This is a genomic window from Nostoc sp. 'Peltigera membranacea cyanobiont' 213 (genome assembly GCF_002245975.1).
GTDB lineage: Bacteria > Cyanobacteriota > Cyanobacteriia > Cyanobacteriales > Nostocaceae > Nostoc.
This window is the reverse complement of record NZ_NOLI01000079.1, coordinates 13357-37466: the sequence shown is the minus strand read 5'-3', so window position 1 is coordinate 37466 and position 24110 is coordinate 13357. Positions and strand designations below refer to the sequence as shown.

Annotated in this window: 24 protein-coding genes and 2 pseudogenes; 11 read left to right on the top strand and 15 right to left on the bottom strand. The window is 40.1% G+C overall.

What is annotated here, in order from left to right:
- Positions 1 to 187 precede the first annotated feature (187 nt).
- Positions 188 to 646, top strand: coding sequence for a 50S ribosomal protein L9 (gene rplI, locus CDG77_RS20690; RefSeq protein WP_094331207.1), 459 nt, complete (start codon positions 188 to 190; stop codon positions 644 to 646).
- A gap of 113 nt (positions 647 to 759) precedes the next feature.
- Entirely contained in the window at positions 760 to 3390 is a 2631-nt protein-coding gene (locus CDG77_RS20685; RefSeq protein ID WP_094331206.1) for a replicative DNA helicase, read from the top strand.
- 105 nt (positions 3391 to 3495) lie between these two features.
- On the opposite strand, the gene CDG77_RS20680 is transcribed toward CDG77_RS20685, so the two are convergent.
- Both CDG77_RS20680 and CDG77_RS20675 read right to left on the bottom strand, forming a co-directional pair.
- Positions 3496 to 4017, bottom strand: coding sequence for an FKBP-type peptidyl-prolyl cis-trans isomerase (locus CDG77_RS20680; RefSeq protein ID WP_094331205.1), 522 nt, complete (start codon positions 4015 to 4017; stop codon positions 3496 to 3498).
- Positions 4018 to 4095: 78 nt separating this feature from the next.
- A complete protein-coding gene (locus CDG77_RS20675) occupies positions 4096 to 4419 on the bottom strand; it encodes a phasin family protein (protein ID WP_094331204.1) in 324 nt (107 codons plus the stop codon).
- Between the two features lie 102 nt (positions 4420 to 4521).
- Between CDG77_RS20675 and CDG77_RS20670 the strand changes: the two genes are divergently transcribed.
- Positions 4522 to 4800 carry a hypothetical protein gene (locus tag CDG77_RS20670; RefSeq protein WP_143857061.1) on the top strand — a complete coding sequence of 93 codons (279 nt, stop codon included), beginning with the start codon at positions 4522 to 4524 and terminating at the stop codon, positions 4798 to 4800.
- 230 nt (positions 4801 to 5030) lie between these two features.
- Here the strand turns inward: CDG77_RS20670 and CDG77_RS20665 are convergent, their stop codons facing one another.
- Positions 5031 to 5441, bottom strand: coding sequence for a 2TM domain-containing protein (locus CDG77_RS20665; protein WP_094331202.1), 411 nt, complete (start codon positions 5439 to 5441; stop codon positions 5031 to 5033).
- 288 nt (positions 5442 to 5729) lie between these two features.
- Here CDG77_RS20665 and CDG77_RS38870 point away from each other — a divergent pair, with 288 nt between their 5' ends.
- The gene (locus CDG77_RS38870) at positions 5730 to 6140 is read left to right on the top strand and encodes an FAD/NAD(P)-binding protein (RefSeq protein WP_308737840.1); all 411 of its coding nucleotides are present in this window, start codon (positions 5730 to 5732) and stop codon (positions 6138 to 6140) included.
- A 116-nt stretch (positions 6141 to 6256) separates the two neighbouring features.
- On the opposite strand, the gene CDG77_RS20650 is transcribed toward CDG77_RS38870, so the two are convergent.
- The 7 genes from CDG77_RS20650 to CDG77_RS37745 form a co-directional block, all read right to left on the bottom strand.
- A complete protein-coding gene (locus CDG77_RS20650) occupies positions 6257 to 6946 on the bottom strand; it encodes a DUF642 domain-containing protein (RefSeq protein WP_094331201.1) in 690 nt (229 codons plus the stop codon).
- A gap of 276 nt (positions 6947 to 7222) precedes the next feature.
- Positions 7223 to 7825, bottom strand: coding sequence for a DUF642 domain-containing protein (locus CDG77_RS20645; protein ID WP_181154359.1), 603 nt, complete (start codon positions 7823 to 7825; stop codon positions 7223 to 7225).
- A 66-nt stretch (positions 7826 to 7891) separates the two neighbouring features.
- Entirely contained in the window at positions 7892 to 8746 is an 855-nt protein-coding gene (modA, locus tag CDG77_RS20640) for a molybdate ABC transporter substrate-binding protein (protein WP_094331199.1), read from the bottom strand.
- Between the two features lie 524 nt (positions 8747 to 9270).
- Positions 9271 to 9921, bottom strand: coding sequence for a DUF642 domain-containing protein (locus CDG77_RS20635; protein ID WP_094331198.1), 651 nt, complete (start codon positions 9919 to 9921; stop codon positions 9271 to 9273).
- 289 nt (positions 9922 to 10210) lie between these two features.
- On the bottom strand, positions 10211 to 10786 hold the full coding sequence (locus CDG77_RS20630) for a DUF642 domain-containing protein (RefSeq protein ID WP_094331197.1): 576 nt from the start codon (positions 10784 to 10786) through the stop codon (positions 10211 to 10213).
- A 66-nt stretch (positions 10787 to 10852) separates the two neighbouring features.
- Positions 10853 to 11704 (bottom strand): molybdate ABC transporter substrate-binding protein, encoded by an 852-nt coding sequence (modA, locus tag CDG77_RS20625; RefSeq protein ID WP_181154358.1) that lies wholly within the window; start codon positions 11702 to 11704, stop codon positions 10853 to 10855.
- 57 nt (positions 11705 to 11761) lie between these two features.
- A complete protein-coding gene (locus CDG77_RS37745) occupies positions 11762 to 11899 on the bottom strand; it encodes a hypothetical protein (protein ID WP_223269894.1) in 138 nt (45 codons plus the stop codon).
- A 517-nt stretch (positions 11900 to 12416) separates the two neighbouring features.
- On the opposite strand from CDG77_RS37745, the gene CDG77_RS20620 reads away from it, so the two are divergent.
- Positions 12417 to 12818 (top strand): fasciclin domain-containing protein, encoded by a 402-nt coding sequence (locus CDG77_RS20620; protein ID WP_094331195.1) that lies wholly within the window; start codon positions 12417 to 12419, stop codon positions 12816 to 12818.
- 155 nt (positions 12819 to 12973) lie between these two features.
- On the opposite strand, the gene sfsA is transcribed toward CDG77_RS20620, so the two are convergent.
- Entirely contained in the window at positions 12974 to 13699 is a 726-nt protein-coding gene (gene sfsA / locus CDG77_RS20615; RefSeq protein WP_094331194.1) for a DNA/RNA nuclease SfsA, read from the bottom strand.
- 223 nt (positions 13700 to 13922) lie between these two features.
- On the opposite strand from sfsA, the gene CDG77_RS20610 reads away from it, so the two are divergent.
- Entirely contained in the window at positions 13923 to 14591 is a 669-nt protein-coding gene (locus CDG77_RS20610; protein ID WP_094331193.1) for a 2OG-Fe dioxygenase family protein, read from the top strand.
- Between the two features lie 2 nt (positions 14592 to 14593).
- Here CDG77_RS20610 and CDG77_RS20605 read toward each other — a convergent pair whose 3' ends face one another.
- Entirely contained in the window at positions 14594 to 15742 is a 1149-nt protein-coding gene (locus CDG77_RS20605) for a DUF711 family protein (protein ID WP_094331192.1), read from the bottom strand.
- 264 nt (positions 15743 to 16006) lie between these two features.
- Here CDG77_RS20605 and CDG77_RS20600 point away from each other — a divergent pair, with 264 nt between their 5' ends.
- On the top strand, positions 16007 to 17275 hold the full coding sequence (locus tag CDG77_RS20600; protein WP_094331191.1) for a tetratricopeptide repeat protein: 1269 nt from the start codon (positions 16007 to 16009) through the stop codon (positions 17273 to 17275).
- Between the two features lie 150 nt (positions 17276 to 17425).
- Here CDG77_RS20600 and CDG77_RS20595 read toward each other — a convergent pair whose 3' ends face one another.
- Together CDG77_RS20595 and radA are read right to left on the bottom strand one after the other, a co-directional pair.
- A complete protein-coding gene (locus tag CDG77_RS20595) occupies positions 17426 to 19024 on the bottom strand; it encodes a B12-binding domain-containing radical SAM protein (protein WP_094331190.1) in 1599 nt (532 codons plus the stop codon).
- A 321-nt stretch (positions 19025 to 19345) separates the two neighbouring features.
- Positions 19346 to 20872 (bottom strand): DNA repair protein RadA, encoded by a 1527-nt coding sequence (gene radA / locus CDG77_RS20590; protein ID WP_094331189.1) that lies wholly within the window; start codon positions 20870 to 20872, stop codon positions 19346 to 19348.
- Positions 20873 to 21042: 170 nt separating this feature from the next.
- Between radA and rpaB the strand changes: the two genes are divergently transcribed.
- Together rpaB and CDG77_RS20580 are read left to right on the top strand one after the other, a co-directional pair.
- Positions 21043 to 21771: a response regulator transcription factor RpaB gene (gene rpaB / locus CDG77_RS20585; protein ID WP_094331209.1), complete on the top strand. Its 729-nt coding sequence runs from the start codon at positions 21043 to 21045 to the stop codon at positions 21769 to 21771.
- A 96-nt stretch (positions 21772 to 21867) separates the two neighbouring features.
- On the top strand, positions 21868 to 22527 hold the full coding sequence (locus CDG77_RS20580) for a cofactor assembly of complex C subunit B (RefSeq protein ID WP_094331188.1): 660 nt from the start codon (positions 21868 to 21870) through the stop codon (positions 22525 to 22527).
- Between the two features lie 98 nt (positions 22528 to 22625).
- Here the strand turns inward: CDG77_RS20580 and CDG77_RS20575 are convergent, their stop codons facing one another.
- Positions 22626 to 23549 (bottom strand): M48 family metallopeptidase, encoded by a 924-nt coding sequence (locus tag CDG77_RS20575; RefSeq protein ID WP_094331187.1) that lies wholly within the window; start codon positions 23547 to 23549, stop codon positions 22626 to 22628.
- An 89-nt stretch (positions 23550 to 23638) separates the two neighbouring features.
- Here CDG77_RS20575 and CDG77_RS20570 point away from each other — a divergent pair.
- Together CDG77_RS20570 and CDG77_RS37740 are read left to right on the top strand one after the other, a co-directional pair.
- Positions 23639 to 23912 (top strand): annotated as a pseudogene (locus CDG77_RS20570) (IS1 family transposase); the annotation flags it as partial.
- Positions 23911 to 24110 (top strand): annotated as a pseudogene (locus CDG77_RS37740) (SDH family Clp fold serine proteinase); the annotation flags it as partial. The pseudogenes CDG77_RS20570 and CDG77_RS37740, both read left to right, overlap by 2 nt.

The following is a 24110-nucleotide window of genomic DNA, read 5'->3' as shown; positions in this document are numbered from 1 at the left end:
CCATTCCCCATTCCCAATTCCCCATTCCCCATTCCTTCAACTTTTTAGTGGGAATAGTTGCGATCGCACCCTTCCTTTCGCTACGATCTGTAAGCTTTAGGGTGGAGGCAAAGAAGCTTGGAATACAGCAGTGACATTGTGAGCTATCAAGCCTTACCCAAATTAATCAGATTTTACAGGAAAAACGATGGCGAAACGCGTACAGTTAGTTTTAAATCAAGATATCAGCAAGCTGGGGAAATCTGGCGACTTAGTGGAAGTAGCTCCTGGCTACGCTCGTAATTATCTGATTCCCCAGAAATTGGCAACCAATGCCACTCCTGGTATTCTCAAGCAAGTAGAACGCCGTCGCGAGCAAGAGCGTCAACGGCAATTAGAACTCAGACAACAAGCTCTTGAGCAAAAAGAATCTCTGGAAAAAGTTGGTAGCTTGACAATTGCCAAGCAAGTTGGTGAAAACGAAGCAATTTTTGGTACTATCACCAGCCAAGATGTTGCAGATGCAATTAAGGCAGCCACCAGTCAAGAAGTCGATCGGCGTGGAATTACCATCCCTGATATTAACCACCTTGGTACTTATCAAGCCGAAATCAAGCTGCATTCTGATGTAGTAGCACAAGTCGATATTCAAGTCGTCGCTAGTTAACTCAGAAGGGGGACGCAAAGATGAGGGGGATGAGGGAGTGAATAATATTCCTAACTCCTCTACAGACGCGATTAATCGCGTCTCTAGCAAAATCGTCAAAACTAAAATCGTTTATGGCTGAAGAACTGAATTTTAAAGGCGATGGTAGCGATCGCCTCCCCCCACAAAATATCGAGGCCGAAGAAGCGATTTTGGGGGGTATTTTGCTAGATCCAGAAGCGATTAGTCGAGTTAGCGATCGCCTTCTTCCCGAAGCTTTTTACATTAGCGCTCACAAAGAGATTTATCAAGCAGCTGTCAGGCTTCACGCCCAAGGTAAACCCACAGATATGCTCTCGGTTACAAGTTGGCTGACCGATCACGATTTACTGGCGCGTATTGGTGGCAGAAATAAGCTAGCAACTCTGGTAGATCGCACAGTGTCAGCTGTGAACATCGACGGTTTAGCAGGGTTAGTGACAGAAAAATACCTGCGGCGGCAGTTAATTAAAGCTGGCAATGAAATTGTCCATCTTGGTTACGAGACAGAAACCGAGTTATCAACTGTTTTAGACCAAGCAGAACAGAAAGTATTCGGTGTAACTCAAGAACGTCCCCAATCGGGTTTAGTTCATATTTCTGATACTCTAATTAATAATTTCCAGGATATTGAAGATAGAAATCAAGGCATCGCTTTACCTGGTATTCCCTGCGGATTTTACGATTTAGATGCCATGACTAGCGGCTTTCAGCGCTCTGATTTGATTATTGTCGCTGGCAGACCATCAATGGGAAAAACAGCATTTTGCCTTAACCTAGCTCATAACATCGCCGCTTCTTATAAATTACCAGTTGCTTTTTTCAGTTTAGAAATGTCAAAAGAGCAACTGACGCAACGGCTATTAGCTAGCGAAGCGCAAATTGAAAGTAGTTATCTGCGAACTGGTCGCCTCAGTCAAACACAGTGGGAACCTTTAAGCCGAGCTATTGGTATCCTTTCTGAGATGCCAATTTATATTGACGACACGCCGAATATTACAGTTACACAAATGCGTAGTCAGGCAAGAAGACTACAAGCAGAAGTTGGAACTGAATTAGGATTAATTGTAATAGATTACTTACAATTGATGGAAGGAGCAGGTGATAATCGCGTACAAGAATTATCAAAAATTACGCGTCAACTCAAAGGTTTAGCGCGGGAATTATCTGTACCAGTTATTGCCCTATCTCAGTTGAGTCGAGGGGTGGAAGCACGCACTAATAAGCGTCCGATGTTATCTGATTTGAGAGAATCGGGTTGTTTGACAGGTGACACCCTAGTAACTTTGGCGGATAACGGCTTGCAAGTACCAATTAGGGAATTAGCAGGTAAATCTGGTTTTGCAGTTTGGGCGTTAAACGAAGCTACAATGCAGCTAGAAAAGGCAATTTTTAGCAATGCTTTTTCCACAGGTATTAAGCCTGTGTTTACCTTAATAACTCGATTGGGGCGAAAAATTCGTGCTACAGTTAATCACAAATTTTTAACAATTAATGGCTGGAAAAGACTTGATGAATTAACTCCTAAAGAGCATCTATGTTTACCAAGACATCTCCCCAGTCCTGGTAAACAAACCATGACTTATGCCGAAGTTGCATTATTAGGGCATTTAATTGGCGACGGTTGTACATTGCCACGTCATGCCATACAGTACACTACCAGAGAGATAGATTTAGCTCAGAATGTTACTTTCTTGGCAAGAGAAGTTTTTGGAGATTCAATTGTTCCTAGAATTTCACCTGAACGTAGCTGGTATCAAGTTTACTTATCCGCAGCACAGAATCTAACTCATCGTGTGAGAAATCCAATAGCCAAATGGCTAGACTCTCTCGGTGTTTTTGGTTTAAGGTCTTATGAAAAATTTGTACCTCAAGAATTGTTCTCACAACCCCAAGAGTCAATAGGTTGCTTTTTAAGACACCTTTGGAGTACAGATGGCTGTATAAAATTGGTTGCAGGAAAAAACTTAAGACCTATTGCATATTATGCAACGAGTAGTCAGAGACTAGCTTTTGATATACAGACACTTTTGTTAAGACTTGGCATTAACGCAACACTCAGGATAGTTTCTCAAGTTGGGAAAGGCAGAAATCAATATCATGTAATAATCACTGGTAAGCCCGATCTCCAGTTATTTATTATTCATGTTGGAGCAGTCGGAGAATATAAGCTACGTTCACTCCAAGATATTTTTCAACACCTTGAAAATAGTATTCACAACCCTAATAGAGATGTAATTCCGAAAGATGTTTGGAAAATAGAGGTTGTACCTGCAATGCAAGCTATTGGATTCACCACACGGATATTACAAGCCTCCATTGGAGTTTCGCATTGTGGCTCTACCCTTTATAAACTAAATTTAAGTCGAGAAAGATGTTTAAAAGTTGGTAATGTTGTTCAATCATCTAAACTTGTTACTCTTGCCAAAAGTGATGTTTATTGGGACGAGATACTTTCAATTGAATATGGCGGCGAGGAAGAAGTATTTGATCTTACGGTTCCTGGGTTGCATAATTTTGTTGCAAATAATATTATTGTTCACAATTCCATTGAACAAGACGCGGATTTAGTAATAATGTTGTACCGCGATGAATATTACTCTCCAGATACTCCCGATCGCGGCATTGCAGAAGTAATTATAGCTAAACACCGCAACGGGCCTACAGGGACTGCGAAACTTTTATTTAATCCACAGTTTACAAAGTTTCAAAATTTAAAAATTTAGCTATTGAATTGGGGACTGGGCACTGGGGACTAGGGATTGGGAGCAGAAGATTAAAAGTTAGATTATTTACTTAATTCCCAATACCCAATGCCCATGCCCTATTTTCTACTTAACTCCCAGCAATTCCACTTCAAAAATTAGAGTTGCATTAGGTGGAATCACGCCACCAGCACCACGAGCGCCATAGCCTAACTCAGATGGGATGATTAACTTACGAAGGCCGCCTACTTTAATTGTGCTAACTCCCTCGTCCCAACCTTTGATTACTTGTCCAACGCCAATTTTAAAGCTGAAGGGTTGGCCGCGATCGCGTGAACTATCAAACTTAGTACCATCTTCTAAGGTGCCGACATAGTGAACTTCAACCGTTTGTCCTGGTTGAGGAGTCGCCCCAGTCCCCTCTTTTAACTCAACATACTTTAATCCAGAGGGGGTAGTTACGGCATTAGCATCAGACATAGTATTACTCGCAATTAAGATATTGTTTTCAGTTACAGTTGTGGCCGTTGGCGGACTTTGGGTTAACTCGGCCGCAATGGCGGTATTCTGTTTACTGCCTACTTGCCCTACAACCAAAAGCACAACACACACCAGCATGAACGCCACGCTGAGGAAAATTGGTTTCAAAATCAGTTCTCCTTACTTAAGTATCCTGGCAAAAAGATTACCAATAGGACACAATTAGTTTAAATCACAAAGGACATCTTAACGCCAAAGCTTATTTTCTAAATCGCGCAATTGACGCTCTAAACGGTCAATTCTACCCCGCAGTTCGTCCACTTCCGACTGGCGAGCTACCCCCAAATCTTGCATCATATTTCGCATTTGTCGTTGCATTTGGACATCGAAGTTTCCTTGCTCCGACTTTAACTGCTGGGCAAGATCGTCTATAACTGCTTTGGCTTGCTCAGGATTGAGCTTACCGTCTTTAACTAAGTCATCGCCGACTTGGCGCAGTTTTTCTGCTACTAAAGACGTTGTACCAAGACCCACCATCATTAGCTGTTGCAACCAGTTGCTGTTGTCCATATTCCCTTCCTCTTAATTGTTTCAAACCAGCCGACTCTTGCTCCTGAGTGTAGGCAATCAAGCTATGTTAAAAGCCTAGTTCTTCTAGCCTACATCTCTATTTTGGCAAATTGGCAAACACAGAGATTACAGGGTGTGATTGTAGAACTACTCAAGTTTCAGGATGCCCCAGATTTAAGGGAAAATTTTATCCAGAAGGACACGCAAATTTGGACAACAGGGCTGGCTGAATATCTTGGAATTTCTAGGCAAAAAGGTTGGCAACAGCCCCAACCCCACATAAGTTATGCAAATAGTTCTCTATTAACTACAGAACTTATACCATTTCTTTGTGAGGGTACGCTAAACCCTTTTAACTTCTTTCTTTGTATTCTTCTCTGACGAGACGCTGCGCGATTTCGGTTCGTTTTTCTTTCTTGTACTTATGGTTTAGCGCATCTTCATAGAGAATTGGTATTACGCAAACAATAGCCGGAAAGAAAGATTTTTTCTTAGGGCAATTCATGAATTGCCCCTACTTGAACAGCTTATGAAGGGTAGCTTAACTTCCGCTACAGTGACTCGTGAAGCGATCGCCCCCAAAAATTATTTGAATCTGACTTGACTTTTTGTTAAATCTGTGAACGCCATTTTTGAAAGGCTATTTCGTAATCCTCTGATTTACTCTGATAAACACCCCACCAATGAAAAAATAGTCCTAACCCCCATCCTAATACTGGGAAAATAGCCCAAAAATAACTAGGACTAGTGATGAAATTCAAGAGAATGAGGAATAAATTCACTGCTGAAAAGGAAACAAAATGCCCCCAAAAGGCTCTGCGTCGGAAAGTATTAAATGTGTGTCGCAACCGTTCCTCTTCTTGTTGAACTAACCACTTTTTTTCGGTTTTTTCTAAAATATCAGAAGAAATACCTAACTCCGATGCCATTTCTAGAAGCTGTTCTCGTGAAAATTCTCCTTTTTGTTTGCGAGTGAGTGCTATTTCAAGGATTTTTTGCACATCTTCTGAATCGTAAGTCATTTTAATTCCCTTATAAGTTTGTGTGTAAATGCGCTTTTGATTTCACGAAGTTTTCGATAGGCTTCGTTCAATTCAGTTAGCAAACGTCTCCACATTTTGCACCCAATACTTAGTGACATTCACAACCTGATTATTTTCTCATAACTGATTTAGAGCTACTGTATTTGTGACTACTCTATATTGCTTTTATAACGTTAAGCCAAACATTATCTGAAAGTTGAATGCTAGTAATGTCAGAAAATATTGACAATTGCAGAGGTAAAGTTATCGGTGCAACTCACACATCCTATGAACAATAATATTCTTAACCTAACCGTTTCTCCAGTTGCGATCGCCATTACTGGTGGTGGCTTTAGTGGTTCTCTGGTTGCAGCAAATCTTTTACGCAACGCAACCATACCATTGTCCATCAAGTTGATTGAACGTAATTCTGAAGTTGGTAGAGGAGTTGCTTATGGGACACCAGTAGATTGTCACTTGTTGAATGTACCGGCGGGTAAAAGGACAGACAGTATCCACCATTGGCGAGGAAAAATCCTGGAATCCCCGGTTTGCCGGATGCAGCCGCAACCAGTTCATCGAACTCATGAAAAACCTCAACTTACCACAACCAAAAAAGATGCCGGAAGCTGTACCCGCAAATCAGCATTGTGGCAGAGTTTTAGTTGCATTGGACTATCAAATTTGAGTGAACTATAGAAACAATAGAGCGATCGCATCTTTTCCATTAAGATTGTGTAGCGATGTCTAAAGACAAGTCGCTATGCGTCTACGCTCTATTGTTTTCTGAAAGTGACAAAAAAGAGCTATTCTTTTTAGCTAATTGCTTTCTTTCTCTTCAGGCATATTCCCAATAATCCAGCAGTAACTGCTATTCCTCCAATAGCTGATGGTTCAGGCACAGGTGTTACACTCACACTATCCAAGTATAAAAAACCATAGCTAGCTCTACCACCCAATTTCAATTCTGTAGATGATTTTGTCGCCACAAAACTCAAGTCATATTGTGTGAAGGGATTTCCAGCAGTATTTATACTATTTGTTTTCTCAAAAACTTTACTTTCATCGATAAATGCCTGAAATATATTATCAACTTGACTGCTATCTTCATCTGTTCCTAAAGAGAAACTGAGATTATAGTTACTACCGATAGTCGTAGCCAGATTCTGGGATATGTAAGCAGGATTTACAAATGAACCAATCGCTAAACCTTGATTACCACTTTGGGGAAAATTGCTAATTTTAATTCCTGATGTATCAAACGGATCGCCAGATTTATTCCATCCTGTAATATTGGGATTTGTAGTGTTGGGATTATTAGGATCTACGAGGGGATCGACTTCAAATCCTCCGTTAAAAACCCGGTCTTGAGGATCTACAACATAGTTGGGATTATATTGTTGTGCTTGTGCTACTGGAATATAAGTACCAGTAATCATAGCAGTACTAGCGAAGGTAGTAGTAAAACTAAAAACAATAATTGAAAGTTTTTTAGTTAATTTCATGAAAGTTGACTCCAAATAATTCCAAATTCCGACAATTCAAACAAGGTGATAGTTACATTTTTGCTGGCTCTAATTGGTGTCAAGAAAATAAACACTTTATCTAGGTTGATAAGAGTTAGCTATTTACCATAGATAATCTCTCCATAAACCGATGATGGAGTTTTTAATCAGATGAATTTAAGTGGAATTCTCAACACTCTAGAGCCAGATATCGCTTGGGATTTTAAGAGGGTGATTGTTAGCTCGTGCTCTGTGGCTTATTTACTCCCAGGATTGTCACTCACATACAGAGTTTTGCCCTAGTTGATCTATAGATTTGAAACTCACATCATCCAAATATAAAAATGCATACTTGACTTTGGAAGCAAACCTGATCTCGGTGGATGTTTCTTTGGCTTGAAAATAAAACGTGTATTGTGTGTAGGGTTGGTGAGAAGTATTATTTTTCGTACAAACCGGCTTTTCACGTATAAAAGCCTGAAATTTATTATCAAGATCGGGTGCTTCCTCTGTTGATCCTAAATAGAAAGTAAGTCGGTAGTATTGATTAACGACTGTAGGGACATTTTGTGATATGTAGCTCAAGTCTGAAAATCCACCAAGCGATAAACCTTGAGTCCCAGTGTTAGCAAAATTGTCAATCCTAGTACCTGATGTATCTATCGGATCGCCATTTTTAATCCATCCTGTAATATTAGGATTTGTAGCATTGGGATTATTCGGATCTACAAGAGAATCGTTTTCAAATCCCCCGTTGGTAATCAGTTCTGATCCATCTGCTTGTGCTACTGACTTATAAGTATTGGTAATCACAGCAGTATTAAGGAGAGCAGTAGTCAAACTACAACAAATAATTGAGAGTTTTTTAGTGAACTTCACAAGACATAACTCCAAATAGTTCAAAATTAACGACAGCGAGTACTCGATCGATTTACTTTGTGGTGATTAAGGCAAGATAAACCCGTAAGTATTTTTGAAGATATTCTGGGCAGTAGTACCACTTAAGTAGGTAGAAAAACTCTGTGCTGTCGATAAAACTGTAGTGTTGGCGAGTATGCCCAGTGGATAGACAATCGGATCGCTCTCTGTTGTTAGGGCAGTTTCTACAACTCTTACCTTGGTAGAAATTGCAGCATCAGTTTTGTAAACGGCACCTGCATCAATAGTTTTACTTACGCCTCCAACTACAAGAGTTTTATTTTCAACAGCAGTTAAGACATTACGCACATTGCTAGCGAGGTATGTTTTAGGACTAACAGTAGTGAAAATACCTCGGCTAGTAAGAACTTGTTTGGCATAATTTCCGGCTGGCACAACTGGCGGAGTACCTGTGTAATCACCTATGGCAATACCAGTAATGTTGGCGTTAGTCAAACCATTGAAGCTAGTGAGAGCAGCACTACCAGCACTAACAGGAGGTGTTGTAGGAGCAATCAAAACTAGACGGTTTTTGACAACATTTTTACGGCTACCTGCAACCAATTTACTTGGGGTTGCATTCTGCAAGACATCTATTTGGTCGGTGGCAGCAGAAATGAAAATATCTGCTGCTGCTCCTGCTTGTATTTGGCTAAGTAAGGTACCAGAAGCACCAAACGTATAAACAACGTTGACACTTGGGTTAGCACTTTGGTACTGAGTCTTAATGTCATTCATCGCGTTTGTTAAGCTAGAAGCCGCAAACACGTTAAGTGTAGTTGTGGAGTTTGCTGGCGATAAATTGACAAACTGGGAGCCTATTACCAGCATCATGCTGGTGACTGCCGTAGCAATCCAAGCGATAAGTCTTCTTCTGTTCATGAAAGTTATAGTTTAAGATGAAATCCCATCACTCGCATATATCGATACCTGGAAACAAAAAACCAAGCCGGAATTACCCAAAGCGTTTCCGACAATGGAAATTGATAATTTTCCAGTAAGTTTACTTAAACAGAGAGTAAAAGGGATAGAATGATGAGATCATACCATTAAAGTAGGTATATACCAAATAATTTGGTAAAAAAGCCTGACATGACAATTTAAATATAAATTCGTAGTTTTCTCAGGTCACTTGCACCAATAAAAATCCTTATTCAATCTAACAATTATCCTAAATTAATTTTATATTTTTACTTCTAGGTACTGAATTTTTACCTTTTCCAATAGGGGCAAAAAATAACTATTATTTGTAGTGTATAACCTCTGAAAAAATTGACCAGCCTTCTCCTTCAAAGACGCAAGCGCTAACATCAGAAAAAGTCTCTCCTATATTGTTCGTGTCTCGTATCTCCCCAAGGTAAATAGATATAGAAAACAAGGCTGGCCGCTTTTTTTGCCCTAATGCACTAGCTAATCGCCTTCTTTTTCTTCAGCCAAATTCCTAGTAATCCTGCAACTGCTACTCCTCCAATAGCTGATGGTTCAGGCACAGCTTTTACACTCACACCATCTAAGTAGAGAAATGCATATTTATCCACATTCCCAAATTTTAACTCTGTGGATAATGCGTCTGCTGTGAAATTGAACTTATATTGCGTGTATGGTTGAAAAGAAATGTTTTTTTGATCAAAAATTTTATTTTCACCTACAAATGTCTGAAATTGATTATCAAGCCAAGGGGCCTCATCTACAGATGCTAAATAGTAACTAAGTTCGTATTTTTGACCAGGTTGTGTAGAAAGCGTCTGTGATATGTAGCTGAGGTTTACAAATCCACCAAGTGATAAGCCCTGATTACCACTATCATGTTGAGGAAAATTGCTAATTTTAGTTAATGATGTATCGATAGGATCGCCAGATTTAATCCAGTCTGTAACATTAGGATTTGTAACGTTGGGATCGTTAGGATCTACGAGGGGGTCGAATTCAAAGCTTCCGTTTTTAACGAGTTCTGCCGCTTCTGCTGCTACATTATAAGTATTGGTAATCACAGCAGTGCTAATTAAGGTAGTAGTAACACTTAAAACAATAATTGAGAGTTTTTTAGTTAACTTCACGAAACTTGACTCCTAATAATTTAAATTTTCGACAATTAAGACAAGTTGATATAGCAGTTATCACTTCAGTGCAATACAGTCTGAACCTTACCCCGTACTTGAGGCACGCAAACACTCCCCTGTGTGATGCTTTGGAGAGGGGTTGGGGGTGAGGTTTAAAAATGTACTTCATGCAAATGAGAACCGCTATAGTTACATCCATGCTGACTCTCAGTAGTGTCAAGAAAGCTAAATGCTTCATCCTAGTTTAGAAGAGTTAGTTTTATTAAACTCAATTTCCCCCTTCATATTAAGGTATAGCTTTAACACTCACATTATCCAAATATAAAAACGCAAACTTGGCTTTGGAACCAAACTTTATCTCTGTGGATGTTGTTTTCGCTTTAAAAACTAATGAGTATTGCGTGTATCCTTGAAAAGCAATATCCTTTTTAACATCAACCTTCTTTGCACCTATAAAAACCTGAAATTTATTATTCAGATCGGGTGCCTCCTCTGTTGATGCTAAATAGTAAGTCAGTTGGTAGTATTGACCATCAACTGTAGGGATAGTCTGTGATAGATAGCTAATGTCTGAAACGTTACCAAGCGATATCCCTTGGTTCCCAGTGTAAGGAAAATTGCTAATTCTAATAATTGCTGTATCTATCGGATCGCCAGACTTAACCCATCCTGTAATATTAGGATTTGAAATGGTAGCATCATTAGGATCTACGAGAGGATCCATTTCAAAGTCCCCGTTATAAATCAGATTTGCTCCATCTGCTTGTGCTGCTGATTTATAAGTATTGGTAATTACAGCAGTATGAAGGAAGGCAGTGGTTAAACCACAAACAATAATTGAAAGTTTTTTAGTAAACTTCACGAAACATTACTCCAAATAGTTCAAAATTAACGACAGCGAGTACTTGATTGATTTACTTTCTGGCGATCAAGGTGCCTTAAATTGGTTAGATCGAAGAATACCCTGGGCAGTAGTACCACTTAAGTAGGTAGAAAAACTCTGTGCCGTTGATAGAACTGTAGTTCTGGTGAGTATACCCAATGGATAGACAATTGGATCGCTCTCTGACGGTTTGGCAGTTTCTACGACTTTTACTTTGTTAGAAATGAAAGCATCAGTTGTGTAAACAAAACCTGCGTCAATAGTTTTATTTACACCTCCAACTACGATAGTTTTATTTTCAACAGCAGTTAAAACGGCACGTACATTGGGAGCAAGGGATAATTTAGAACTAACAGTATTGAAAATACCTCGGGTAGTGAGAACTTGTTTGGCATAATTTCCTGCTGGTACAACTGGAGGAGTACCTGTGTAGTCACCTATCGCAATACCAGTAATATTGGCGTTGGTCAAACCATTGATGCTAGTGAGACTAGCACTACCAGCACTAATCGGAGGTGTCGTAGGTGTAATCAAAACTAGACTGTTTCTGGCAATGTTTTTACGGCTACCTGAAACCAATTTACTTGGGCTTGAATTCTGCAAGACATCTATTTGGTCGGTCGCAGCTGAAATGAAAATATCTGCTGGCGCTCCCGCTTGTATTTGGCTCAGTAAAGTACCAGAAGCACCAAACGTATAAACAATATTGATAGTCGGGTTAGCATTTTGGTACTGAGTTTTAATGGCATTGAGCGCGTTTGTTAAGCTGACAGCCGCATACACATTAAGGGTTGTTGCAGATTGTGCTGGCGAGAAATTGACAAACTGCAAGCCTATTACCAACGTCATGCTGGTAACTGCCGTAGCAATCCAAGCGATAAGTCTTCTTCTGTTCATGAAAGTTATAGTTTGGGGAAAATATTACCGAAAAGTCTCATTTTTGACATACCTGACTTACGGACAGGCAACAGAAAAATCAACCACACAGAATGCAGAGGATATGGATAAATGTGAGTTAGAGACGGTTTTGGCGTAATTTCTACGCATGACAAATTTCTGGAAATAAATGGCGATCGCAATTGCTAAAAGCATTAGTGTGATGAGCCGTTTATTATTTCCAAGTAAAATTACACAAACAGCGAGTGAAATGTATTTAGTGATGAAATAATATCAGTTAAATCCACTCATTACCAACAATTCTGGTTAACGAATCCTGACAAAAAGCTGATTAAGCACGTCTAAATTTTAGAAATACCCTGAAATGGTTGTTTTATATAGGTTTTTTGTAAAACTATCAGACAATGAATAAATATCTAAAAACTTATTATTACCAAGAAAACTATTCTATTTAGCTAATTGGCTGACTTTATTGGTAGTTTGAGTACTGCATTGGTACTAGTGAACTGCGATCGCACCTATTAATGTGTAGAAAAAGGAAGAAGCAGCCATGCCTGCGGTATATACATATAATTCTCTGTTTGTATAAAAATATATATAAACTTTTATAGTATCAATAAAATTTTTTATTTGACATACGTCTAACGATAGATAGCTTTTATGGAAAAATAGTTTAGATTTGTAACAAGTTACACAGAACTAGGTAAAGCACATGGCCAACATAATTGACACTGCTACTAATAATGGTTCTTTCAAGACACTAATTGCAGCAATCCAAGCGGCTGGTCTAGAAGGTACACTGAATGGTAATGGCCCATTCACCGTGTTTGCACCTACTGATGAAGCATTTAACAAGCTTCCAGCAGGTACAGTAGATGCATTACTGAAAGATATTCCCAAGCTGAAGAAAATCTTGACCTATCATGTTGTCTCAGGAAAAGTACTGGCTGCTGATGTAGCTAAACTGAAGACAGCTAAAACAGTTGAAGGTTCAGATGTAAAAATTGACGCTTCTAATGGCGTTAAAATCAATGATGCAAAAGTTGCAACAGCAGATGTTGCTGCTGATAACGGTGTCATCCACGTAATTGACACAGTTTTGATTCCTGCATAATCAAACTTCAGAATAGTAAAAACTATTTCTGAGACTGCGACTACTTATAGTCGTATCTTAATTACAATCTGGTTGGATATTTTCCAGTAAATACCAACTACCAACAAATCCATCTAGACAATATCTAGATGGATTTATTGTTTAATTAGGTGTAATCAAATTTTTAGTTTTGCCAAACCCAAATAACGGATACCTTCGGGGGAAATGTCAAAACGGCAAGGTAAGACTTCTAAACCAAGAGCGATCGCATCCCGTAATAATTTACCATAGACAGGATCTGTGCGATCGCCAGGTGAGAACTCTGTACAATCACCACGATTGATAAAGTAAAGCATCACCGCACGAGTTACAGGTAGCAGCGCCATTAGTTCTCGCAAGTGCTTTTGTCCTCTTGTAGTTTCTGTGTCAGGAAATAAAGCTAATCTCCCCTCAGACAAAGTTGTATTTTTCACTTCTAAATAAATCGGGCGTTCCTCATCACTCCCCGTCAAGAAAAAATCCACTCGACTTTTTTTATCTAGCCCATAAACCACTTCACCCTTGATTTGGCTATACTCGCCCAATTCCGGGAAAAGATGTTGCGCCAAAGCTAACTTTACCACCCGATTAGGCAAAAAAGTATTTATGCCTACCCAAGTCGGCTCATTATCGTGTACCTGAATTAGTTCTAAAGTGTAAGCCAATTTGCGGTTAAGATTATCACTTTTGGAAAGCTGTACAGCACTTTGAAGAGTTGATACTCCAGTCATTGGCCCTGTGTTGGGACAATGTGCTGTCACTATTTCGCCAGAAGTAAGTTGAACGTCAGCAAAAAACCGCTTGTAACGCTTGAGTAAAATGCCGGAATACAAAGGTGGGTAACGGTAAAGCCAATCTATCATTATAAAACCTTGTTGCTGGTAGTAAATATACGTCGATTCCTTACCCACCTAACTCTCAACAGCAAATCTTTTCATGACAGAAATCAAGTAACTTCACATATCATAGATTGTCAATTTTTGTAGTTAAATTGACAACATAGTAATAAAAAGTAGCATATACTAAGTGTCATCAGCCTCCCATAAACAATCCGGGAGACTTTCAACGTGCAAGGAGGTAAATCCTATGCAAAAAGTGTGGACGCTAACGGAATTAGAATATGCTTTTCTGTTTACTCTCAGAAAAGTAAATTCAATCGAGCCAGAAGGTTTCAAGCCATTTTTTAGTAATATGCCTATCGATCCTTACATCAAAGGCAACTATCGTTCTAGAAGATTATCTCGGTTTACAGTTTCTGGAAATCAGTTACTCAAATTACCTCATGGCTACCTTTTTCAAAGTAAAGAGTATAATCCATTAGTGGGTGACATAAAAAGAGAGTTTGCAGAATTAGATGATGCACTCATAGAACTTGATATTTTTAGAAATCTTGTCTTAGCATTTAGTGATTCTTGTAAACTTCATCCTGAAGCGGAAATCGGAATTCATCAAATTAGAACTATTTGTTCGTCAGATAATTTGGGTAATCCAGCACCTGAAGGTATCCATCAAGATGGTACTGATTTTATTGGTATATTTTCAGTAGATAGAGATAATATTCAAGGTGGAGAAACACATCTATATACTGCCAAAAAAGAAAAACCTGTGTTTAGCAAAGTTCTAAATCCGGGAGAACTATTATTGGTAAATGACCATGATTTTTTTCACTTTACTACTCCGATAAAACCACAGATTGATGCTCAAGGAAGTAGGGATGTTTTTGTCCTGACTTCTCCTAGTTTGCTTTCAGAATAATTTTAGTTAACTGTAAATATTTTACAATCTACGAGATATGGGGAATTGAATGTAGTCATTTCCCCAGCTTTTTTATTTGGAATGGGAAATAATCGGGCTGAGAGTGGTTTATCTAACTTGATAGCCAAAGTTGCCATATCAATTAATAAATCTGCAATTTTTTCTATGGTTATATCACCTGGAATCGGAACTGTATCTAGTCCACAGCCACAAACTGCTGAATATAATAATAAATTTGTAATATCATAAGTTTGCTCGTTAGCTCTGGTAGCTAGTCCCACATCTTCACAAACTGGAAGCATCAGTCCAGAGTAACCACAGATTTTTACTGAGACATTTTTCAACACACGAGTCAGCATACCAGAAATGGTGAGAGTTCCCGAAGCCCCAAACTTGCCACTCATCAATTGTTCATAAGCAAAAGCAATACTGTTTTTCTTATTTAAAGATGGAGTTAGAGAGGTATCAATTCCTGTATATGCAATCCCAAATTTATCAGATATTTTTTCAGCAATAACGGCGACTTTATTTAATTCTAATTCTAAAAGTGATTGGAGATTTTCCTCTGCTGTGATAATATTTTTCTCTTGTGAAAATGCTTGCATTACCAAGTCGCCTAATTCTAAACCTATCGCAAAAGATGTATCGCCTCTATGGTAAGCTGTAGGAAAGAATGGGATACCTGGCTGACAGTTTGCCCATACACAAAACCGAAAGTTTCCATAACCATTTTCAGTTTCTTGAGAAACACGTTTAATAGCTTTGGCAGATTCTCTGGCATTTTCAAAGTTTATACCAGTTTCCCTGTTGCCAATTTTGCTTGAGCAATAAATAATCGATGTATTTTTATTTATATCTGGAATTATACTGATATTTTCGGGTTTACTGGCATAACCAATATTGAAAAAGCTGATATTCAAACTTTGGCAAAGTTGTTCTATAATTTGAATCTCATTGATGATTTCAATTTTTGACAAATCTTGCAAATATTCTTCCCAGCTATTAGTAGCTATTCTAGTTGTTTGTACTTCATATCCTTGTTTTTCAAAGACAATCTGCGCTTGCTGATTAAACTCAGCAGCTTGCTTAATTTTTTCCCGATCTTGTAAAGATTGAAATGATATACCTGTTGTGATAGTTCTGATTTTCATTGGTAAAAATTATCATTCATAGAACTAATCAAAGTTTTAGTCGAAATTTGTACTAAATCTAACTCCACAAACTGGAGGTGGACAATACTCAATTGGGTAAATCCCAGTTATAAAATTTACGGTGTATCTTCGTTTTAATTCACTGCAAATCCGAAATGAAGCAAAACCACGCTGAATACTTAGAATATTAAGGGTGAGTGGATAAGTTAGGCTACAAAGCAAGCTTGCTGGAATTCAACTAACTGAATCAACCAAACAAATGCTATGAATGACGAATTTTACAATAGAGGGTTGGAAAAAGCTAGGCGAAAAGACTACGCCGGAGCAATTGAGGAATTTAACCATGCTTTACAACTGACACCTTACTTTACTGAAGCTTACTTGCAACGGGGTTTAGCATATTATGACTCAGGGGCAATCCTTAAGGCTGTTTCAGATTATACCGAAGCCCTGAAGCTGAATCCTGAGAGTATAGAGGCGTATTATTGTCGTGGATTGGCTAGGGTGGCGCTGAAAAATTTACCGGGGGCGCTAGAGGATGTTGAACGCGCTATTCGTCTCAATCTGAATTATGCTGCGGCTTATAATCTGCGGGGGATGGTGCGGCGCAAACAGGGTTATATTCAAGATGCGATCGCTAATTTTAAAAAGGCTGCACAATTATATCTAGAACAACAGGATAAAGAAAACTGCCGCCTGTGCCTGGAACGAATTAAACAGTTACAACCCCAAGAATTACCTGTTGTACAGCAATCGCGTTCTACCAATGCGCCAATTTTATCCACCAATGATTATTTCACGCAATTATTAGAAAAGGCTGAAAAGGGAGATACCCAAGAAGCACTGGCAGATTTAAACTGGGTATTAAAAGCCGATCCGCAAGATGCCCAAGCCTACTGCTGTCGTGGAGTTGTGCGTTGTAAAATGGGAAATTATCGAGAAGCGATCGCAGATTTTAATCAAGCATTGCGACTAAATTTTCAAGATGCCATTGTCTATCGCAACCGAGGTAAAGCCCGTTCTATATTAGGAGATCATCAAGGTGCGATCGCGGATCTTAACCAAGCACTCCAGATGCAACCACAAGATCCCCTAGTCTATATAGCCAGAGGTAATGCCTATCGGACAACAGGTAACTATCTCGGTGCTATTCAAGATTACACCCAAGCACTGCAAATAAATCCTAATGACGCTCAAGCTTACTACAATCGCGGCATTGCCTATACTTGTTTAGAAGAAATTCAAAACGCTGTGGAAGATTATCAACGGGCGGCGAGTATCTTTTGCGAACAAGAAGACTGGGGAAATTATCAACAAGTCTTGAATAGCCTAGAAAAAATCCAAAAATTTAGTCCGCAGTCAAAAAAGCAAAAATATAACCTGTTACATCAGCGACTTTTGCGAATGGTTGGGGGATATTGGGAAATAGCCGAAAGATTGATTCAGCAAAAGCAGGATTATTTTCCTGGAATGTCAGATGAGTGGTATTTGCAAAAAGTTATTGATGATTTAGAACGCGATCGCGGTAGATAAATGAAGAGGCAGGGGCAGGGGAAAATTTGCCTCTCCAAGAACTGCTTTTATTCATAAATGCCACTAACAATATATGTAAATTCACCCGTACACTTGTTTATACGGGTGAAGATGCGATCGATCCCTTGTCAATTTCCGTCGTCAAAACACCTAACTGACTACCGCTTCAGCTTTTTCCTCAGCTTTTTTCTTCACTAGCACATAAGGCTGTTCTGCACCTTGTGCTAGATATTCAGCTAGCTGACTTTCAATTTGATCGCGCACAATTTGGCGATACTCTAGAAAATGCTCGTTATGGGCACAAGCAGAGATGTAATGCTCAATAACTCCAGGGTTATGCTTGAGAATGCTAAACAAATGATGCCAGAACTTCCAACGGGTTTCCCGTTTAATTCCTTGTCGCCAAATCACAATTAGTAGTGCTTTTACAACAATCCACTCTGGCATTTTTGCTGGCGCTTTCCAACTTGGTAAACCCATCATCAAGAAACAGCGATAGGTGCGATCTAAGTAATTTACTGGGTCGTATAAAGTACAAAAGGCTTCAATATATTCTCTGGCAAGTTCTTCCAAGGGACGGGTGGGGAGGAAGTTCATCAATGTTGTCTGATTGATGTTTCCATCTTGATTTTCCCGCAGTCGCCCTTCTTTTTTCAAGCGATGCCAAAGCGCAGTGTTAGGTAACGCTTGCAACATGGCAAAGGTAGTTGAGGGAATTGCTGCTTGTTCTGCAAAACGGACAATGCGATCGCCTGCACCTGCTTTTTCGCCATCAAAACCGATAATAAACCCAGCCATTGGGCGTAATCCGGCTTTGGTGATGGTTTGCACTGCCTCAGTTAGAGAACTGCGAGTATTTTGAAACTTTTTGGTCATTTGCAAACTATCTTCATCCGGCGTTTCGATTCCCAAAAACACCGCCGAGAAACCGCACTCAACCATCAACTCCAACATTTCTGCGTCTTGCGCTAAGTCAATGGAAGCTTCAGTGTCAAACCGGAAGGGATACTTGTGTTCTGCCATCCAGACTTTTAACTCTTTCAGCAACAATTTTACATTTCGCTTGTTGCCAATAAAGTTGTCATCCACCATGAACACACCCCGCCGCCAACCCAATTCGTAGAGGTAATCTAACTCTGCTAACAGTTGTGCTGGGGCTTTGGTGCGTGGTTTGCGCCCGTAGAGAACAATAATGTCGCAAAATTCGCACTGGAAGGGACACCCACGCGAAAACTGCACCGACATCATGTCATAAGCATCCAATTCTAATAAATCAAAGCGGGGTATTGGTGTGCCTGTGACATCAGGTTTTTCTGTGGCGCGGAAAATGCCAGAAGTTTCACCCCGTTGAATTGCCTCAATAAACATCGGCAGAGTGATTTCCCCTTCATCCAGAATCAGAAAATCTGCGCCAACATTTTCAACTTCGTGAGGGACAGAGGTGGGGTAGGGGCCGCCGACTGCAACTAACTTGCCACGTTTTTTGGCTTCCTGAATCTGCTCAAGTAAATCTTGTTTCTGGACAATCATCGCGGAGAGGATTACTACATCTGCCCATGCCCACTCTTCTTCTGTTGCTGCACGAATGTTGCGATCGACTAGCTTGAATTCCCATTCTTGGGGCAGAATCGCGGCTACTGTCACTAAACCCAGAGGTGGTAATAAAACTTTGCGATCGACTAATTCTAAGATTTTTTCATAAGACCAAAAGGTTTTGGGAAATATTGGATACACTAACAAGATTCGCATGTAGTATCAATCCTCACACTTTGATTGTTATCCCACTCTAACGAAAATAAAGAGCTATTGACTTTTTATTAAAGTTGTTTTATTGTGCCATTCATATTTTTACCTCAAATGGGCGACTGTAGCAGTTCTCGTTTGGATGCAACAATATGTTAGAGGCAGAGCAATGCTTTGCCCCTATGAGTAGTCTGTATTAAAACCTTGTTTCCAGCCAGAGGCTGAAAATGCTCCTGATTGCGTCTGCCGCAAGTCAAAAAATTAGTACCAATCTAATTTATGTAAGTAAGTTGGCATGGAAATTTAGAGTCCCAAAGCAGCTATTAGTTACTCATCTTCATCGGGTTCTAAATCGTCGGCTGTCAATTCTTGATGGGGGATGGCGGCGATAATCGCATCTATTACTTTAGATACTGGTAATATCTCAATATTTAAGTCGGGAAATTTTGTCCCTTTTGGCACGATCGCTCTTTTAAATCCCAACTTAGCAGCTTCTTTTAACCGCAGTTCCATTTGGGAAACCGATCGCACTTGTCCGCCTAGCCCAACTTCACCGATTAATACTGTACCGGGATCGACGATGCGATCGCGGAAACTGGCAACGATCGCGATCGCAATTCCTAAATCTACCGCCGGTTCTTCCACATTCAACCCACCCGCAGAAGCAACGTAGGAATCTAACTTCGACATGGGAATTCCCACCCGTTTTTCTAAGACGGCGAGGATTTGCACCAAGCGGTTGTAATCTACGCCAGTACCAGCCCGACGAGGTGAAGGGTAGCTGGTGGGACTTACAAGAGCTTGCAATTCCACAACTATCGGGCGAGTGCCTTCGCAAGCAACGACAATAGCCGTACCAGGGGCGGGATCGTCACGGTTGCCTAAAAATAATTCTGAGGGGTTATCAACTTCTCGCAATCCATCTGCCACCATTTCAAAGATGCCGATTTCATGAGTTGCACCAAAGCGATTTTTTACTGTGCGTAATAATCGATGGGAGGCAAAGCGATCGCCTTCAAAATACAACACCGTATCGACTAAATGTTCTAAAACTTTTGGCCCGGCGATCGCTCCTTCTTTGGTGACATGTCCCACAATAAGCATGGTGACATCTTCATGCTTCGCCACCTTCATCAATGCTGCTGTACATTCCCGTACCTGAGCCACCGAACCAGGCGCAGAAGTCAGTGCCGGGAAAAATACTGTTTGGATACTATCAATCACTGCCACGTTTGGCTTTAGAGAATCTATTTCTCGTAAAATTTCTTCTAAATCTGTTTCTGGCAGTATATATAAATCTGCACCTATACTGTCAGGGTCTATAGGAAGTGTAGTCTCTACTACTACAGTAACATTCTCCTCGCTAACCACACTTAGGGGTTTTGATACTCCCAAACGAGAAGCTCGTAATTTTACTTGCTGTCCCGATTCTTCACCAGTTACGTAAAGGATGCGATATTTCTGTGCTAATTGATTTGATACTTGCAACAATAAAGTTGATTTCCCAATACCCGGATCGCCACCAATCAGCACCATAGAACCTGGGACAATGCCACCCCCAAGCACCCGATCCAATTCTCCATAACCAGACTCCCATCGAGCTATTTGGCGATCGGTAATTTGATCGAACGTTAAGGAGGCTCGTGCTTTAGCTGGTTTAGCGTGAGATTTACCATTGCCTTGAGCTGATTGCCAACTACTAACTCCCCCCCGACTGGGTACATCTACTGAAGACTGAATACTGATCTGTTCTTCTAAAGAGTTGTATGTGCCGCAAGCTGGACACTTACCAAACCACTGGGGCGATTCTGCTCCACATTCGTTACAAGTGAAAAAGGTTTTTGGCTTTGCCATTCTTAAATCTTATTAAATATTCTTAATATTTACTTAATTCTTGGGAAAAACTAAAAACCAATAATAGTAGTATTTAGAGCTTTTTCCAAATCAATTCATGGAATGATATCTTAATATTATGGTATTAAAAATTAATCATGTAAATTTTTAGTCAAGGAGCATTGAAAAACTTGGAAAGCCATAAAGAAAAAATCTTGGTGGTAGACGACGAAGCCAGCATTCGCCGGATTTTGGAAACGCGCCTTTCCATGATTGGCTACGATGTAGTGACTGCTGGCGACGGGGAAGAAGCTTTGGAAACTTTTCGCAAAACTGAGCCTGACCTGGTAGTTTTAGATGTAATGATGCCAAAGCTAGACGGCTATGGTGTATGTCAAGAATTACGAAAAGAATCAGATGTCCCCATTATTATGCTAACAGCCTTGGGTGATGTCGCCGATCGCATCACCGGGTTAGAATTAGGTGCTGATGACTATGTAGTTAAACCATTTTCCCCCAAGGAGCTAGAAGCCCGGATTCGCTCAGTACTGCGGCGGGTAGACAAAAACAGTGCTTCTGGCATTCCCAGTTCTGGGGTAATCCATGTTGCTAATATTAAAATCGATACGAATAAGCGACAAGTCTACAAAGGCGATGAGCGAATTCGATTGACGGGTATGGAGTTCAGCTTGTTAGAGTTGTTAGTCAGTCGCTCTGGAGAAGCTTTTTCTCGTTCGGAAATTTTGCAAGAAGTTTGGGGTTATACGCCAGAACGTCATGTAGATACCCGCGTAGTAGATGTGCATATATCCCGTTTGCGGGCAAAGTTAGAAGACGATCCTAGCAACCCAGAATTGATTCTGACAGCGCGGGGTACTGGTTATCTTTTCCAGCGAATTATTGAACCAGGGGAGGAGTGAGAGATGAGGGGGGAGGGAAGTAGGGGAAGCAGGGGAAGCAGAGGAGCAGAAATTCTTCCTAATTCCCAGTCCCCAGTCCCCAATGACAAATAACTAATGACAAATGACAATGACAATCGAGTTTTGCGTCGTCTACCCATTGTGGTGGGTGGGCTAGGCGCAGTGCTTTTGCTGATTAACCGTTTATTGACACCGGAATTAACCCAGTCGCAATCGCGCGGTGATGTGGTGGGCGTGATTTTGAGTGCGGTGTTAATTTTGACGGGTTTAATTTGGCAGCAAGTTCAGCCGCGATCGCCTGATATTGTAGAACTAATTGGAGAAGAAGGTTTTGTATTAGCAGCAGATTTACCCGAAGCCTTGAAAACAGAGCTAGCCTGGGCATCTCATTTATTGTTGACTAATACAGTAACGCGATCGCTAGTGGTTTATTACCAAGGTAAAGTTTTGTTGCGTCGCGGTATTTTGGGTACTAAATCTGAAATTGTACCAGGAGTAATCTTAAAACAGGTACTCGAAAAACAAAAGCCAATTTATCTAGTTGCTCTAAAAATATATCCAGGTAGGCTTGAATTTGACTATTTACCAGAGAATACTCAAGGTGTAATTTGTCAACCGATTGGCAACCAAGGTGCGCTAATTTTGGGAGCGAATGCTCCTCGCAGTTATACCAAACAAGATGAAAACTGGGTTGCGGGAATTGCTGATAAATTAGCCGTTACTCTTAACTCTACTTTATCCAACCAAGCGACGTAAAAATTTAGCTAAATTGTCTGCGATCGCAACTCGTAATTTGTAATTATTATATTGACTTGCTTGTATCTATAATTAATTACGAATTACGAATTATTAAGTCACCAAGAAGTTAAAAAATTCCACCCTTCCTTCTCTCCTGGTGTCTTTTCTTCTTTTTCTTCTGATTCTTCTGATTCTTCTAATATGTTTAAATTGTTCTGTTGAATTAAATTATCATAAGCTCCAGAATCAACCCATTTTAATAATTCACCAGCCCGCATAACTACCCAAGAAAGCCCAGACTCTGTATAGCTTAATATTTTAGTGACTTTATCCACACTATCAAAGTTATTGGATGCAAACTCACGGGCTTGAACAAGGAAATCTTCGATGACAGCAGTAGTCAAGTACTCATCTGGCAAACCTGCGAGTTTCATCAGTGTAGTAGTTGCTACGTCAATATCTTGACAAGCAAGCATTGCAGCGCGATCGGCAGTAAACCTAGCCATCATCCGCCAATTATACAAACCCAATTCCATACCACCAGCTATCAAGCCACCCACGCCCAGCGTCGTACTACTTAACAAATTTTTCAAAGTTGGCATCACAATTGCCATTTGGTGATAAACCATGTGCTGACTCTTAATGCGAGCAATTTCATGTCCAAAAACATAAAGTAACTCATCTGGATCGAGCCACTCCATTGCATCTAAATTGATACCAACAAGGGGTTTTTCTACCCCAACAATATAGGTTTCAATGTGGCCTGTGCCTTGAAATAGATACAGTTCAGGAAGTGGAGTAACATCAAGAATTTCGCAGGTTTCTACAAATGCTTGATGTAATTTGGGAAAATTACGGGACGAAATTTTAATTTCACTACCAAGGCTTTGCAGCCTGAGTAAGCGATCGATACCGTATTCGTTAATTTTTTTTAGTAGCAGGGAGACACCAGGCATATTTTGCAAAGAAGCCAAGGCTTTGCGATCGAAAGGGTGTTCGTAGGCTGCTGAACTCAGTCCAGTTAATATTTTTCTAGTCATTTTTTTAAGCTTTATCTTGGAGTTTTTGAGAAGTTCAGTTACTCAGTACGAATGGCTTATACTTTCACTACACCCGTGATTAGGGGTTTTGGTTATGGCACAGCAGTAAACCACTTTCGTCATCGCGCAGCGTCTTTGCTAAAAGAAGGAATTTTAGCTTGGGTTTTAGGAGAATATAGTACTGAAACATTTAAACCTTTGTAGGGCATTGTTTGCTGCTGGCAGTGCTATTTTTATGTTACCGATGGATGTATTGTTTACTCTAGTTTTCTTGAGGCAGGAGATCGGATCGTCAGTAAAACATATATGACTACAGTAGAAGGTGAAAATACACGTTTACGTCACGATTTGGCACGCCTACATTAAAGAAGCAACAGAAATGGGGCTGTCCGTAACCGTCGGACTGCCCCATTCTATTTACGATCTCATATATTTGTACCCACAGCCACAATGAGACCGACCCAGCGTGCAGTCCATTCCAATACCTTACAATGACCGCCGTTCCATTCTACCTACACCCAAGGGCAGACCCCCTTAGAAAAACCAAATCAGATGACTTGA